The sequence below is a fragment of the Serratia sp. G204Y genome (assembly GCF_051172435.1).
Taxonomy (GTDB): Bacteria; Pseudomonadota; Gammaproteobacteria; order Enterobacterales; family Enterobacteriaceae; genus Serratia; species Serratia sarumanii.
In genome coordinates, this window is record NZ_JBPIZA010000001.1 from 1,951,376 (window position 1) to 1,965,788 (window position 14,413).

Genomic DNA, 14,413 nt, shown 5'->3' on the forward strand with positions numbered 1-14,413 from the left:
CCCCAGATACCGATTGGAGAGGGGACTATTTTACCGACATATCCGTGCGGACGATGCCGTGATTCTTCATCACCTCTTCCATGGTGAGGTTCTCATCATACGGCTTATCGTCCACCACGACGTCTTGCGGGCGCACATAGGGTTTGGTCGCGCGTTTGAACATCCACCACCACACGAACACCAGGAAAGCGCCGGACTTCAAAAAGATCATGGTCCATAGGGCGACTTGATACCAGTTCATCTCTGTCTCCATAAGAGCATTAAGCGAAATTGATAAGGCGGCGTTGATTATCACCCCGGCGGCGCCTGACAGCAGCAGGCATCCGGGCAGCCAACCTTGATGACCGCATAATCTCACCGATGCGTGACCCTTATCAATAGCCGATCGCGTTTCCTGCAAAAGCGCCTCGGTTTCTGCGCACGCAAAAGCAAAAACCCCGTGCTCAGAGAGCACGGGGTCAGAATGTATGGCGGAGGAGCAGAGATTCGAACTCTGGAACGGTTTCCCGTCGACGGTTTTCAAGACCGTTGCCTTCAGCCACTCGGCCACCCCTCCGCAACGACGCGCACTATAAACAGACCTCATTCGCTTGTAAAGCCTGGGCGCGTTCAACCGCGCGAAAAATCGGCGAAGACGCAGCAAACGCCGAACAAACGCGCGTCCGCTCCTCCCTGCTGTTGCAACAATGATAACTAAGGGTAAAGATTGGTAAACAAACTTTAATCAAGCGTTTGCGCTGCCTATCATCGGGATTATTTTGTGATGGCTTGATAAGAGAGAGCATTATGGACCGCATTGTCGTCTCATCTTCTTCGCGCGACTCGCTGCTCAGCACGCATAAAGTCCTGCGCAACACCTATTTCCTGTTATCCCTGACGCTGGCTTTCTCGGCGCTGACCGCGACCGCCAGCACGATGCTGGGGCTGCCGGCGCCGGGCTTGCTGCTGATGCTGGTTGGTTTCTACGGCCTGATGTTCCTGACCCATAAACTGGCCAACAGCCCGGCAGGCATTCTGGCGGCGTTTGCGCTGACCGGTTTCATGGGGTATGCCCTCGGCCCCATTCTCAGCTCGTTCCTGAACGCCGGCGCGGGCGATCTGATCATGCTGGCGCTGGGCGGCACCGCAGCGGTGTTCTTCTGCTGCTCGGCGTATGTGCTGACCACCCGTAAAGACATGTCATTCCTGTCCGGCATGATGATGGCAGGTTTTGTGGTACTGCTGGTGGCGGTGATCGCCAACCTGTTCCTGCAGATCCCTGCCCTGCACCTGGCCATCAGCGCGCTGTTCATCCTGTTCTCCGCCGGCGCGATCCTGTGGGAAACCAGCAACATCATTCACGGCGGCGAGACCAACTACATTCGCGCCACCGTTAGCCTGTACGTGTCGCTCTACAACATGTTCATCAGCCTGTTGAGCATTCTGGGCTTCGCCCGCAGCAACTGATCGCACGTTACACCAGCTTTCCAGGCCCCGCTCCGGCGGGGCTTTGTTTTTTGCGGCTGAAAAAATTTGCTAAACTGGCGGCCGTTCCGAATTATCCGTTATCGAGGCAGTATGTTGGAGTTTGAAGGTCAGGTTATCGACACTGACGCGCAGGGTTATCTGAAAAACAGCGCCGACTGGCATGAAGGGCTGGCGCCGCTGCTGGCCGCGCAGGAAGAGATCGTGCTCACCGAAGCACACTGGGAAGTGGTGCGCTTCGTGCGCGACTTCTATCAGGAATTTAATACCTCACCGGCTATCCGCATGCTGGTCAAAGCGATGGCGCAGAAATACGGCGAAGAAAAAGGCAACAGCCGCTATCTGTATCGCCTGTTCCCGAAAGGGCCGGCCAAACAAGCCACCAAAATCGCCGGATTGCCGAAACCGGTAAAATGCATTTGACCGCTCTGCCCGCAGCGCCGCTGCAGGCGAGCGTTTAATAACGAATGCCAAACCCATTGTAATCAGCCAGGCCCTGCGGCTCCACCAGCACACGTTCGACGCGCGCGCTGCGCGGGCCGCCCTGTTTCAACCACTCCAGCAGCTTGTCCACCTGCGCCTGTGTGCCGCAGGCCACCACCTGAACACTGCCGTCATCGAGATTGCGCGCATAGCCTGTCACCCCCAACGCCTCGGCCTGCCGCTGGGTGGAATAGCGAAACCCAACCCCCTGCACCACGCCATATACATACGCAGCAATGCAAACTTGTGTCATAATCGCCCCCTGTTATCTTGTCTAAAGAATAAGTATGTATTGAGTATAGAAACTCAATCAAAAGATAAAGAGGCAAGGAGCCAGAGGACAACAATTTGTATAATAGAGGCTTACGTAAAAAGTAGACGGCCGAGCTCCCTCGGCCGGGACAGACTTGCTATTTTTCGGCAGGTAGCCAGTTGGCCCTTTCCCCGTAAAAGAAAGAGTCGATAAATCTGCTTTTGCCACGCAAGCGGATAAATATGATGACCAGAGCGAAAATAATGGCCGTTACGCTGAGATAAAAACCTAGCGTATCCTTATCGACCATTGCTCCGACAAGCAAAATGGGTAACACATGCCAAAGATAAATAGGTAGAGATACCTGCCCCATTTTGACCACAAAGCCCTCAATTCTCAGCTTCAGGCGTTTACACAAACTCACCATCAACAGCAACAACGCAGCATTAAAGGCAAACCATGAGGCGGCATCCAGCAGTGCCCCGTTCGGTTCATAGTACCCTAATATGCCTACGACCAACGCGATAGCGAACAACGCCAGCGGGTTACCGTAAAAATTCTTATCCCCGACCAGGAAACCTAATAAAAAGAAGGAGTAGTAATAATAGAAACGCTTATCACCAATGAATTTCAGCCAGGCATATTGGTTTTCCAGCGTGTCGGCGTAACAGTACCAGACAATAGATAACACCGCGGAAGTGAACAGAAAGAAACCAATTAAGAAATTACTCTTGTAAATGACCATAGTATATAGCACGAATATGATCACTGCTGGGATATACCAAAGATGATAGTAGGGGTAAAGAAATAGACCGATGAACTGCTTTAAACCGACTTCTTCTGAGGAGTAAAGAGAATAAACGCTGTAAACAACGAACGCCAACATATAAGGAATTATCATGCGCCACTGATACTTTTTCAGCACGCTAATCACGCCGCCATCAAGAAAATAACGCCGAACAAAGTAGCCCGTCACCCCTAGAAAAAGCGGCATATGGAAATAATATATTGCCCCACGCAAACCGACATCAGCGCTGCCTGGCAATAAATGTCCCACGATGACGAGCAAGATAAGCAACCCTTTCAAAAAATCAAACGACAAGCTTCTTTCTTTAGACATTTAAGAAAAATCCTAATATCTGCATAATAAACATCAGGTGCTCAATAACAGATTAAGTTAAGATTTTTGTCAATGCGAAAAAACCTAAAACTCACAAAAAACTTACAAAAAGCTTACATCCCCATCTGCCCGGAGATAGGCTTTCTTCCGTGAGGCGAACCTCAGCCTGAAGTTAATCACTATGAAATTTCACAAAAGATAATAATAATCAATTAGTTAAAAACAAAACGGTAATCTTCAATCCACACTCTTGAATGATGGGCTCTGCTTGCTCACAAGAAAGCGTACCGTCGGCCAGCCGTCGTGGCTAAACATACCGCCGGGCAACCAAGCGACAGCGCTATTCCTATTTCGAGTAAAGCCATCTGCTCTATCGTCGATGATGTGAGAGGTGTCAATGACTTTTATTTTTCAAGCTATCGAGGGATGATGTAATGTCAGAAAAATCAACCAACTTGCGAACGACTTTCGTTTTAAAACGATCATCATATTCAACCTGAGCACTCTTTACCTTTAATAACCTATCAATCATTATGTCCGCTTGCTCGCCGTCGAATCCAAAAGAACGGTTACCGTAAAACCGCTCGCCGTTAATCGACACAGCACCTGAGTTTGGGTTCGCAGTAGGTGGAAATGAAATTTTATAATGCCCAGCCTGAACCGAAATCTTTAATACCCCATCACTTATAGCGTTTTCGTCATCACTAAAAACCCACTCGTTAGCCAATACTGTGTGAGTCGTCATAAAAAAAATGAAAAACAAAAAAAATCTCACTGGTGCACTCCCTTCACTTTATATTACAAAACAGCCAAAAACACTTTTAACGAGAATAAATACATAACTCTGTCGCCTTATGCCCTATAAAGCATAATCCCCTGTCAAACATCCAATCCTGCAGGTAACAAAGCGCCTTCACGCACTGATCAACATGCTTTCATCTCTGGCTTGCTATAATACACCTTTTTAAGCTGCCATTTCTTCAGTTTGAAGGCTGCACTTTCTCTCTCTTCGGTGCGACGCCCGCAGAGATAACGCGATACAATCCGAGCCAACGCGGTAGTGAACGCTGTCAGATTCAGCTATGATGACGAACTTATTTTGGCAAACGCTTAATCCAGCCAATTAACCCATTGAATAAAAAGTAGTTTAACCATGCGCTTACATCTCGCCAAAGGACGTGAAAAGTCCTTACTCCGTCGCCACCCTTGGGTGTTCTCCGGCGCCGTTCAACGCGTTGAGGGCAAAGCCCACTCCGGTGAAACCATTGATATCCTCGACAGCCAGGGTAAGTGGCTGGCACGCGGCGCCTATTCGCCCGAGTCGCAGATCCGCGCACGCGTCTGGACCTTCCAGCAAGATGAAGAGATTAACATCGATTTCTTCATTCGCCGCCTGCAGCAAGCGCAAAGCTGGCGCGATTGGGTCGCACAGCGCGACGGTCTGGACGGATACCGCCTGATCGCCGGCGAGTCCGACGGCCTGCCGGGCATCACTATCGATCGCTTCCAGAATTTCCTGGTGCTGCAGCTGCTGTCCGCCGGTGCCGAATACCAGCGCCCGGCCCTGCTTTCCGCCCTGCAGCATTGCTACCCGGAATGTTCGATCTACGATCGCTCCGACGTTGCGGTACGTAAAAAAGAAGGCCTGCCGCTGGCGCAGGGCCCGGTATTTGGCGATCTGCCGCCGGAACTGCTGCCGATCACCGAACACGGCATGAAGCTGCTGGTGGACATTCAGCAGGGGCACAAAACTGGTTTCTACCTCGACCAGCGCGACAGCCGCCTGGCGGCGCGCAATTACTCCGCCGGCCGTCGGGTGCTGAACTGCTTCTCCTACACCGGCGCCTTCGCCGTTTCCGCTTTGATGGGCGGTTGCGCGCAGGTGATCAGCGTGGATACCTCGCAGGCGGCGCTGGATATCGCCAAACAGAACGTCGAGCTCAATAAGCTGGATCTGAACAAAGCGGAGTTCGTTCGCGATGACGTGTTCCAGCTGCTGCGCAACTACCGCACTCAAGGCGAAAAATTCGATCTGATCATCATGGATCCGCCGAAATTCGTCGAGAACAAGAATCAGTTGGCCAGCGCCTGCCGCGGCTACAAAGACATCAACATGCTGGCGCTGCAGCTGCTGAATCCGGGCGGCATTCTGCTCAGCTTCTCCTGCTCCGGCCTGATGCCGACCGACCTGTTCCAGAAAATTTTGGCCGACGCCGCTGTAGATGCCGGACGTGATGTACAATTTATAGAGCAGTTCCGACAGGCTGCCGATCACCCGGTGATCGCCACATACCCTGAGGGGCTGTATCTGAAAGGATTCGCTTGTCGGGTGATGTAACTTGAAATGCGCTGCCCTGCCCCCATATATGAGCAAGGCATTGTTTCTCAGGAGGTCATCATGATTGCCAGCAAATTCGGTATCGGACAACAGGTTAGGCATAAACTGCTGGGGTATTTGGGCGTCGTGATCGATATCGACCCGGAATACTCTTTGGAACAACCCAAAGCTGACGAAATAGCGGCGAACGATGAACTGCGTTCAGCCCCTTGGTACCACGTGGTGATGGAAGACGAGGAAGGCCAACCGGTACACACCTATCTGGCGGAAGCGCAGCTGGATAGCGAAGCCCAGGAGGCACACCCCGAGCAACCATCGCTGGATGAACTGGCGGAATCCATCCGTCACCAGCTACAGGCGCCACGCTTGCGCAATTGACCGCGCCAAGACCTGAGAAACCCGAGAGGGCCCGGCATCGCGCCTGGCCCTTTTTATTTAGCGCTCCAACCCTAAGCGCGGGATTTCGATTTTCGGACAGCGATCCATCACCACACGCAACCCGGCCTGTTGCGCCAGCGCTGCCGCCTGCTCGTTAATCACCCCTATCTGCAGCCAGAGCGCCCTGGCGCCGATCGCTATCGCCTCTTGCGCCACGCCGTAAGCCGCTTCTGAATTGCGAAACACGTCAACCATATCCACCGGCTGCGGGATAGCGGCCAGCGTAGGGTAAACCTGCTGCCCCAGCAGCGTCTGCCCCGCCAGTTTTGGGCTGACCGGGATCACCTGATACCCTTGCGCCAACAGATACGCCATCACCCCATAGCTGGGCCGCGATGGGTTATCGCTGGCACCGACCAGCGCGATAGTTTTCACCTGTTGCAACAGCTCAACAATCTCTTGATCTTGCATCTTCAACTCCCGTTTATCACTGCGTCACTTTCCATTTCGAGTGTAACCGATCGGCATTCGTTCGGTTAAACGCAACGCAAGGGAAACTTCACCGCAATCTTATGGTCAGAGGCTGTCGCGGTTCAGCTGCGCATGGTCATGTCTAATCGCGATAAAATATGTAAAAATGTAAACAAAATACCCGATTGAAAAATTTTGACACAACCTATGCCGTGTTCAACACTTAGCGTTACGCCACTTTATAAGGAGATAATGATGAAATTTGGTCTGGTGGTTGCGGCGTTGCTCAGCATCAGCATACCTGCCGCGGCTACGACCCTGAAACTCTCCCCGGACATCGACCTGCTGGTGGTCGACGGCAAGAAAATGACAGGTTCGTTGTTAAAAGGCGCCGACAGCCTTGAACTGGATGGCGGGCAGCACCAGTTGCTGTTTAAAGTGACCAAAACCGTACGTTCCGGCCAGCATACGCAGGCCTATGCTTCCTTGCCGCTGGTTGCCACCTTCAATACGCAAAAGATCAGCCAGGTGGCGATCGAACTGCCACGCATCGAGAACGATCGTGATGCGCAACGCTTTGACAGAACGTTGAATTATCTGGTGGTCGATAAAGACGGCAACGCCCTGCCGTTCCGGCATGATGTGCTGCATCCCGACAGCGTCACCTTCAATACCGATTTGGAAAAGGTGATGACCGATTACAACCGCCAGAACCGCCCGGCCTCCGTTCCGAGCTTTGTTCAGGCGAACGCGGGCAATGCCTCAGCCCTCGCGTTGGCCGGCGCGCCGATAAACGCCCCGACGGTGACGTTGAAAGGTGAAAACGTGTCGGAACAAATGCTGCAATACTGGTTTCAACAGGCCGACAAGGAAACACAGAAGCGTTTTCTGCGCTGGGCCAATAAACAACCGATTCGCTGATCCCTCCCGGCGCCTTTCCCCGTAAAGGCGTCTTTTCTTCGCATTTTCAAGCGCAAACGCTAGGCAGTGAAAAACAGTTTCAGTAATCTGTCGCACATTCCCCGATTAGCGAAGGACACCGAGATGGAATTGACCACCCGCACTATCGCCGCGCGCAAACACATTGCGCTGGTGGCGCACGATCACCGCAAACAGGCCTTGCTGGAGTGGGTAGAAAGCCACAAGACCATTCTGGCGCAGCACCAGCTGTACGCCACCGGCACTACCGGTAATCTGATCCAGCGCGCCAGCGGCATTCCCGTCACCAGCATGCTGAGTGGCCCGATGGGCGGCGATCAGCAGGTTGGCGCACTGATTGCGGAAGGCAAGATAGACATGCTGATCTTCTTCTGGGATCCGCTGAACGCGGTGCCGCACGATCCGGACGTGAAGGCGCTGCTGCGGCTGGCGACCGTATGGAATATTCCGGTGGCCACCAACCGCTCGACCGCCGACTTTCTGATCGACTCTCCGCTGTTCAAAAGCGAGGTGGAGATCGCCATCCCCGACTATCAGCGCTACCTGCAAGACCGCCTGAAATAGTCCTCGCGGCCTGGCAGCCGCCAGGCCCAGGCTTACGGTTTTTTCTGCACCGGTACGCCAAGATCTTGCAGGTGTTCAACGAACACCGAAGGACGTTCACGATCCTGCAACAGCCACACCTGATGTTTAGCGCGCGTCAACGCGACATACAGCAGACGGCGCTCTTCGGCATCCGGGAAATCCTCCGGCTGCGGCAGCAGCACCTCTTCCAACACCGACTCGCGCGCCACGGCGGGGAAGCCGTCACGCCCATCATGCAAACCGGCGATGATGACGTATTCCGCCTGCTGCCCCTTGCTGGCGTGGATGGTCATAAATTCCAGATCCAGCTTGGGCCAGCGGGTGGCCGCCTTCGCCAGCGCTTCCGGTTTCAGATGATGGTAGCGCGCCAGCACCAGGATGCGCTCATCCGGCTTGGCGTAGCCGCTCAGTTTATCCAGCAAGGGCTCCAACTGCTCGTGCGGCAGGATCGCCACCGACTTTTTATTGCCCTTGCTCAGGCTGTTGAGCGGTTTTTTCAGCTGGTGCGGGTTCTGCTGCACGAACCGGTTGGCCACCTCGCCGATACGTTCGTTGAAGCGATAAGTGGTGTCCAGCGCGCACTGCGCCCCTTCGCCGAAGTGGGTGGCAAAAGCCGTGGTTAACGTCAACTCTGCGCCGCTGAAGCGATAAATCGCCTGCCAGTCATCCCCCACCGCAAACAGGCAGGTCTGCTTGTTCTGCCGACGCAGCGCCGCCAGCAACAGCGCACGCTGCGGCGAGATATCCTGAAACTCATCGACCAGAATATGTTTCCACGGGCTGACGAAGCGCCCCTTGTCGAGAATGTTGACCGCCTGATGAATAAGGCCGGAGAAGTCCACCGCTCCTTCCTCTTTCAAGGCGCTTTTCCAGGCTTTCAACAGTGGCGCCATCAGCCGAATGCGTTTCGAAAACAGATCGCGGATTTCTTCATCCGCCTGCTCAATCATTTCCGCCTGGCTGCCGCCGTGCATGCGCATCAGCCCCAGCCAGCGTTCCAACCGGCCCGCCAGCCGGTCCGCCAGGCGTTTATCCTGCCAGAAGTCGCCTTCCGGCACGTCCCATTCCAGCTCCTCGGTCAACCATTGACGCCACCCCTTCGCCTGGGCTTTTTTCTCTGCACATTGCTCGCGCCAATGGGCAATCAGCAACGCTTTGCGCGCGCTGGCATCGGTTTCCAACCGGCTGATGGCCGGGGCTTTGCGGCTGCCTTGTTGAATGATCTGCAGCGCCAATGCATGGAATGTTTTGGCCTGAATACCGACATCGCCCAAACGTTCTTTGATGCGATCATTCATCTCACTCGCAGCCTGACGGCCGAACGCCAACAGCAAGATTTGGCCCGGCTCCGCCTCCTGACGGCGCAGCAGCCAGCCGGCGCGCGCCACCAGCACCGACGTCTTGCCGCTGCCGGCCCCCGCCAATACCAGGACGGAATCCTCGCCGTTGACCACCGCACGGCTCTGAGAGTCATTGAGCGGTGAGCTCTCGACGGTCTGGAAGAAGTCGTGATGTTGCTCCAGCATGCGATCGGTCCACTGCCGGTTGCGTTGGTCGACACTGCGTTGCCCCTGCTGCAGCCATTGCAGACACAGATGGTAATCGGCCCGGCAGTTATCGAATTCCTCCAGGCGCGCCACCGGCATTGGCAGCGCGGAGAAGGCTTCACGGATTTGCTGCTGCAGTTTGCCCAGCTCAGACTTTTTGAACCATTTATCTTGCTGCTCAATGCGCTGAATCTGTGCCACCTGCTGTTGCAACACGCCGGCACTGACCTCACTCATTTCGGCGCTCCACTGCTGCCACGCCTGCTGCAGATAGTGATAAAAACGCTGCGTTTCCTGCCACTCGGTGCCGTGCAGTCGCACCACTTTTTCGTCCGGCAATTCAAATTCCAGCTCGCCCCAGACGATGCCGCGCTTGCACCTGACCTGAATCAGTTGATTGAAGGGGATCAGGTATTCATGTTTTTCCCCGCTCACCTCAACGCCGGCGTGCAGCAACCGCACGCGGTTATAAGGGTGCTGAGCCAGGTGTTTCCCCAGCGATGTCGCTTTAAGTTCCATATCGTCGCGCCATGACTATGTTGAGATTAAATAACGGATATCTGCCAGTTTACCTGCGATAAGCAGTGGCACTCTAGCGCTAAAAAAAGGGTAGAATAGATTTTGCGTTTTTATCGTGAATACGCCCGCATCGCGGTTTGGCCAACATTAGAGCAGAATGACGTCTATGCGTACTGTACTGAATATTCTTAATTTTGTGTTGGGCGGTTTCTTCACCACGCTGGGTTGGCTCATCGCCACGGTGTTCAGCGTGCTGCTGGTCATCACGCTGCCGCTCACCCGCTCCTGCTGGGAAATCACCAAGCTGTCGCTGGTGCCGTTCGGCAATGAGGCAATCCACGTCGATGAGCTCTACCCGGAAAAAAGCAATGCGCTGCTCTCCGCCGGCGGCTCACTGCTCAACGTTATCTGGCTGGTGCTGTTCGGCTGGTGGCTGTGCCTGTCACACATCGCCGCCGGTATCGTGCAGTGCGTTTCGATCATCGGCATTCCGGTCGGCATCGCCAATTTCAAAATTGCCGCCATCGCGCTGTGGCCGGTGGGGCGCCGCGTCGTCTCGGTAGAAATGGCTCAGCAAGCGCGTATTGAGAATGCTCGCCGCCACTATCATCAGCGTTAATTTTTTCTCCGTTTGAGGAGTTTTTCGTGCGCTCTTTTGCACCCGCAGTACGTCGTTACACCTATAACAGCAATCTGCTGTATCACCTGCGCATCCTTATTGCGCTGATCGGCACCACCGCCGTTCCCTGGTGGCTGGGCATTCCCAAGCTGACCATCCCGCTGACGCTGGGCGTGGTGGCAGCGGCCCTGACCGACTTGGATGACCGCCTGGCCGGCAGGTTACGCAACCTGCTGATCACGCTGGTGTGCTTCTTTGTCGCCTCAGCTTCAATCGAGCTGCTGTTCCCCTATCCCTGGTTGTTCGCCCTTGGCTTAACCACGTCGACCTGCGGTTTTATCCTTCTGGGCGCCTTGGGGCAACGTTACGCCACCATCGCCTTCGGCGCACTGCTGATCGCGGTTTACACCATGCTCGGCACCGCCATGTACGATGCCTGGTATCAGCAACCGCTGCTGCTGGTGATCGGTGCGCTGTGGTACAACCTGCTGACGCTGGCGGGCCACCTGCTGTTCCCTATCCGGCCACTGCAAGAGAACCTGGCGCGCTGCTACGATCAACTGGCCAACTATCTGGATGCCAAAGCCAACCTGTTCGATCCCGACGCCGAACGCGACGCCGACCTGCCATGGATGGATGTTGCGATGGCCAACAGCGCGTTGGTCGCGTTGCTTAACCAGACCAAAGCCTCGCTGCTGACGCGCCTGAAAGGCGATCGCGGCCAGCGCGGCACCCGCCGTACCTTGCACTACTATTTTGTCGCGCAGGATATCCACGAACGCGCCAGCTCTTCCCACGTTCAGTATCACGCGCTCAGCCGGCAATTCCGCCACAGCGATATTTTATTCCGCTTCCAGCGTTTGCTGAGCATGCAGGCGCGCGCCTGCCGCCAACTGGCACAATCGATCCTGCTGCGGCAAAAATACCAGCACAACCCGCGTTTTGAGCCGGCCTTCAGCCGCATTCAGGAGGCCTTGGCGCGCATCGCCGAAACCCAGGGCAATTCAGAACAAACCAAGGCGCTGGCGCACCTGCTGAAAAACCTGCATGCGATCGATGCGCAGCTGGCCAATATTGAGTCAGAGCAGACGCTGGCAAGCGGGCAAGCGGAAGAGAACAGCCTGGCCGACGATCGCTTAACCGGCTGGAGCGACATCCGCCTGCGCATCAGCCGCCATTTGACGCCGCAATCGGCCCTGTTCCGCCACGCGATCCGCATGTCGGTGGTGCTGTGCGTGGGTTACGCTTTCATCCAGTTCACCGGCATGCAGCACGGTTACTGGATCCTGTTGACCAGCCTGTTCGTCTGTCAACCGAACTACAACGCTACCCGCCGACGCCTGGCGCTGCGCATCATCGGCACCCTGGCCGGTATCCTGATCGGCCTGCCGATCCTCTATTTCGTGCCTTCACTGGAAGGACAGCTGGTGTTGATCGTCATCACCGGCGTTCTATTTTTCGCTTTCCGCACCGTCCAGTATGCCCACGCCACCATGTTCATCACGCTACTGGTCTTGTTATGCTTTAACCTGTTGGGTGAAGGATTCGAAGTAGCCGCCCCGCGCGTTTACGACACCTTGTTGGGCTGCGCCATCGCCTGGGCGGCGGTCAGCTTTATCTGGCCGGACTGGAAATTCCGCCAACTGCCGGCGGTGGTGGATAAAACCCTGAATGCCAACTGCCGTTATCTGGACGCCATTCTGGTGCAATACCACCAGGGTAAGGATAACGGCCTCGCCTACCGCATTGCGCGGCGAGATGCCCACAACAGCGATGCCGAACTGGCTTCGGTCATCTCCAACATGTCCGCCGATCCCAAGGCCGACAAGGAATTGCAGGAAGCCGCCTTCCGCCTGCTTTGCCTCAACCACACTCTCCTGAGTTATATCTCGGCGTTGGGGGCACACCGCGAGCGGCTGAATACCCCTGTCACCCTCGATCTGCTCAATGATGCCGTGTGTTACGTGGACGGCGCCTTGCATCAGGAAGAACGGAACAGCCAGCGCATTGCGCAAGCGCTGGAACAGCTGGCGGAGCGCATTCGCAGAGCCGTTCCGGAACCTGAAAGCAAAGAGCAGTTGGTGTTGCAACAGGTGGGGTTGATGCTCGAACTGCTGCCGGAGCTCACCGCACTCCACGCCCAAATCAATAAGGCAATCTAATTATTCAGGGCTCGCTCGATGGGCCCTGAACCACTGGCTCATGCCCATGGCGGCGCATCGCCATCGTATGATCGAACCAGCGCACCAGTTCGTTGCGCAATTCGGCCGGCAACGCCGCCTGATGATAACCGGCTATCGCGCCGCCCAGCGACAGCAGCACACGCAGCCCCAGATTGGTCTGCTGTTGCAGCAGGCGGAGATAGCTGCGTTTAGCGCCTTGCAGCCGCAGGTCATAGGCGTTGCGGATACCCGCTCGCCATAGCAAGCGCTCCATGTTGACATCGATATTCGGCAACGCCTTCAATCGACCGTGATCGCCGGCCTTAAGCCGCTGCTCTCGACGCGCTTCCCTGACGGCCTGCCAGGCCAGCCCCACCAGCTCGTTGCGTTCCCGCCACAGCGACTCGTCAACCCAGTAATAACGCAAAGTGATGGGCACTCCACGCTTGGAATAGACCATATTGACCATCCCTCTGGCGCGAAAAGCCGGTTCCATGCTCGCCGTAGCCCGCAGGTACAACTCTCCTTCCGCTATCACTGCAAACATTACCCCCTCGGCCAGCAGGCCGTAGCCGCCAAACTGTGACCGCGTGGTGATGGCGCCCAGCGCCGCGAAGCAATTTTTAGCCTGTGCGATCCTTCGTATCGACATCCTTTTCATAGCGTTTCTCCTTTTTAGGTTCCGGTCGTATTATTTCTCTTATCAATGAAAAGAGTAACGTGAACAACTAATTAGGAAAATACGCACTATCCACCCGCATGCCAATCACAAAAAACACCGGTACAAAAAATGATCGCAATTATGCGAGCCGCTACGAAAATTTGGGTTGATCTTATCCCAAATCAGGGATACTGTATAAACATACAGTAACACGACGGGCGGGAACTTTATGCGTACTCAATCACTCTACCAACCTCATTTCAGCCAAGGCTCTTTTACAGCGCGCAATGCTGAGAAGAACACGGATGTCGGCAAAGAGAATGGCTTGATCAGTGAACTTGTTTACAACGAGCGCCAGCCCGCAGTGGCTCAATTGCTGTTGCCCCTGCTGCTGCAACTGGGCAAGCAGTCTCGCTGGCTTCTGTGGCTGACACCGCAGCAAAAATTAAGCAAGCAATGGCTGCAGCAATCCGGCCTGCCTGTAGATAAGATGGTGCAATTGAGCCAAATCAGCCCGGTGAATACGGTCGAGGCTATGGAAAAAGCGCTGCAAACGGGAAATTACAGCGTGGTTCTTGGCTGGTTGCCCGAGCTAACGGAGGAGGATCGTCTAAAATTAAGACGTGCGGCAGAATTGGGTAATGCCTATGGGTTTATCATGCGCCCTCAACGTGACATTAACCCGACTCACGGACACTGTTCCACCCTAAAAATTCACTCTTCTTTGTATCATTAAGTAAATTTAGGATTTTTCCCATCATTTTCGCACCCCATAAGCGGAACCTTTGCGGTGGAAGGCACAAAGCTAGTCCGGCTGCGGTTTGGCAAGTAAAAACGCCCAAGGAATCGCCGTTTTTTTAGGCTGAGAATGTTA

The 14,413-nt window shown here is 54.8% G+C and carries 16 protein-coding genes and 1 tRNA gene; 9 read left to right on the plus strand and 8 right to left on the minus strand.

Features of this window, described 5'->3' with window-relative positions; translation table 11 throughout:
- Positions 1 to 25 precede the first annotated feature (25 nt).
- On the minus strand, positions 26 to 241 hold the full coding sequence (locus ACSBQQ_RS09580) for a hypothetical protein (RefSeq protein WP_038875263.1): 216 nt from the start codon (positions 239 to 241) through the stop codon (positions 26 to 28).
- Positions 242 to 468: 227 nt separating this feature from the next.
- A tRNA-Ser gene (locus ACSBQQ_RS09585) sits at positions 469 to 556 on the minus strand.
- A 230-nt stretch (positions 557 to 786) separates the two neighbouring features.
- On the opposite strand from ACSBQQ_RS09585, the gene yccA reads away from it, so the two are divergent.
- Both yccA and tusE read left to right on the plus strand, forming a co-directional pair.
- Positions 787 to 1,446, plus strand: a complete 660-nt coding sequence (gene yccA / locus ACSBQQ_RS09590; protein ID WP_004928091.1) for an FtsH protease modulator YccA — start codon at positions 787 to 789, stop codon at positions 1,444 to 1,446.
- 111 nt (positions 1,447 to 1,557) lie between these two features.
- Positions 1,558 to 1,887, plus strand: a complete 330-nt coding sequence (gene tusE, locus ACSBQQ_RS09595) for a sulfurtransferase TusE (protein ID WP_004928095.1) — start codon at positions 1,558 to 1,560, stop codon at positions 1,885 to 1,887.
- 34 nt (positions 1,888 to 1,921) lie between these two features.
- On the opposite strand, the gene yccX is transcribed toward tusE, so the two are convergent.
- The 3 genes from yccX to ACSBQQ_RS09610 form a co-directional block, all read right to left on the minus strand.
- A complete protein-coding gene (gene yccX / locus ACSBQQ_RS09600) occupies positions 1,922 to 2,200 on the minus strand; it encodes an acylphosphatase (RefSeq protein WP_060428384.1) in 279 nt (92 codons plus the stop codon).
- A 157-nt stretch (positions 2,201 to 2,357) separates the two neighbouring features.
- On the minus strand, positions 2,358 to 3,320 hold the full coding sequence (locus ACSBQQ_RS09605) for an acyltransferase family protein (RefSeq protein ID WP_033646565.1): 963 nt from the start codon (positions 3,318 to 3,320) through the stop codon (positions 2,358 to 2,360).
- Between the two features lie 394 nt (positions 3,321 to 3,714).
- On the minus strand, positions 3,715 to 4,095 hold the full coding sequence (locus tag ACSBQQ_RS09610; RefSeq protein ID WP_033637903.1) for a hypothetical protein: 381 nt from the start codon (positions 4,093 to 4,095) through the stop codon (positions 3,715 to 3,717).
- A gap of 378 nt (positions 4,096 to 4,473) precedes the next feature.
- Here ACSBQQ_RS09610 and rlmI point away from each other — a divergent pair, with 378 nt between their 5' ends.
- Together rlmI and hspQ are read left to right on the plus strand one after the other, a co-directional pair.
- On the plus strand, positions 4,474 to 5,658 hold the full coding sequence (rlmI, locus tag ACSBQQ_RS09615; protein ID WP_033646566.1) for a 23S rRNA (cytosine(1962)-C(5))-methyltransferase RlmI: 1,185 nt from the start codon (positions 4,474 to 4,476) through the stop codon (positions 5,656 to 5,658).
- A gap of 60 nt (positions 5,659 to 5,718) precedes the next feature.
- The gene (gene hspQ, locus ACSBQQ_RS09620; RefSeq protein WP_033637900.1) at positions 5,719 to 6,036 is read left to right on the plus strand and encodes a heat shock protein HspQ; all 318 of its coding nucleotides are present in this window, start codon (positions 5,719 to 5,721) and stop codon (positions 6,034 to 6,036) included.
- Positions 6,037 to 6,093: 57 nt separating this feature from the next.
- On the opposite strand, the gene ACSBQQ_RS09625 is transcribed toward hspQ, so the two are convergent.
- Positions 6,094 to 6,507 (minus strand): CoA-binding protein, encoded by a 414-nt coding sequence (locus ACSBQQ_RS09625; protein WP_033637899.1) that lies wholly within the window; start codon positions 6,505 to 6,507, stop codon positions 6,094 to 6,096.
- Positions 6,508 to 6,762: 255 nt separating this feature from the next.
- Between ACSBQQ_RS09625 and ACSBQQ_RS09630 the strand changes: the two genes are divergently transcribed.
- Complete coding sequence (locus ACSBQQ_RS09630) at positions 6,763 to 7,428, plus strand: DUF2057 family protein (protein WP_049235528.1); 666 nt, start codon at positions 6,763 to 6,765, stop codon at positions 7,426 to 7,428.
- Between the two features lie 123 nt (positions 7,429 to 7,551).
- Complete coding sequence (locus tag ACSBQQ_RS09635) at positions 7,552 to 8,010, plus strand: methylglyoxal synthase (RefSeq protein WP_015377363.1); 459 nt, start codon at positions 7,552 to 7,554, stop codon at positions 8,008 to 8,010.
- Between the two features lie 32 nt (positions 8,011 to 8,042).
- Here the strand turns inward: ACSBQQ_RS09635 and helD are convergent, their stop codons facing one another.
- Positions 8,043 to 10,097: a DNA helicase IV gene (gene helD, locus ACSBQQ_RS09640; protein ID WP_033637897.1), complete on the minus strand. Its 2,055-nt coding sequence runs from the start codon at positions 10,095 to 10,097 to the stop codon at positions 8,043 to 8,045.
- Between the two features lie 166 nt (positions 10,098 to 10,263).
- On the opposite strand from helD, the gene ACSBQQ_RS09645 reads away from it, so the two are divergent.
- Entirely contained in the window at positions 10,264 to 10,716 is a 453-nt protein-coding gene (locus ACSBQQ_RS09645) for a YccF domain-containing protein (RefSeq protein ID WP_033637896.1), read from the plus strand.
- A 26-nt stretch (positions 10,717 to 10,742) separates the two neighbouring features.
- Positions 10,743 to 12,878, plus strand: coding sequence for a YccS family putative transporter (yccS, locus tag ACSBQQ_RS09650; protein WP_033646568.1), 2,136 nt, complete (start codon positions 10,743 to 10,745; stop codon positions 12,876 to 12,878).
- A gap of 4 nt (positions 12,879 to 12,882) precedes the next feature.
- Here yccS and ACSBQQ_RS09655 read toward each other — a convergent pair whose 3' ends face one another.
- Positions 12,883 to 13,539, minus strand: a complete 657-nt coding sequence (locus ACSBQQ_RS09655; RefSeq protein WP_033646570.1) for a TfoX/Sxy family DNA transformation protein — start codon at positions 13,537 to 13,539, stop codon at positions 12,883 to 12,885.
- 229 nt (positions 13,540 to 13,768) lie between these two features.
- Here ACSBQQ_RS09655 and sulA point away from each other — a divergent pair, with 229 nt between their 5' ends.
- Positions 13,769 to 14,275, plus strand: a complete 507-nt coding sequence (gene sulA / locus ACSBQQ_RS09660; protein WP_033646571.1) for an SOS-induced cell division inhibitor SulA — start codon at positions 13,769 to 13,771, stop codon at positions 14,273 to 14,275.
- The last annotated feature ends 138 nt before the right edge of the window (positions 14,276 to 14,413 follow it).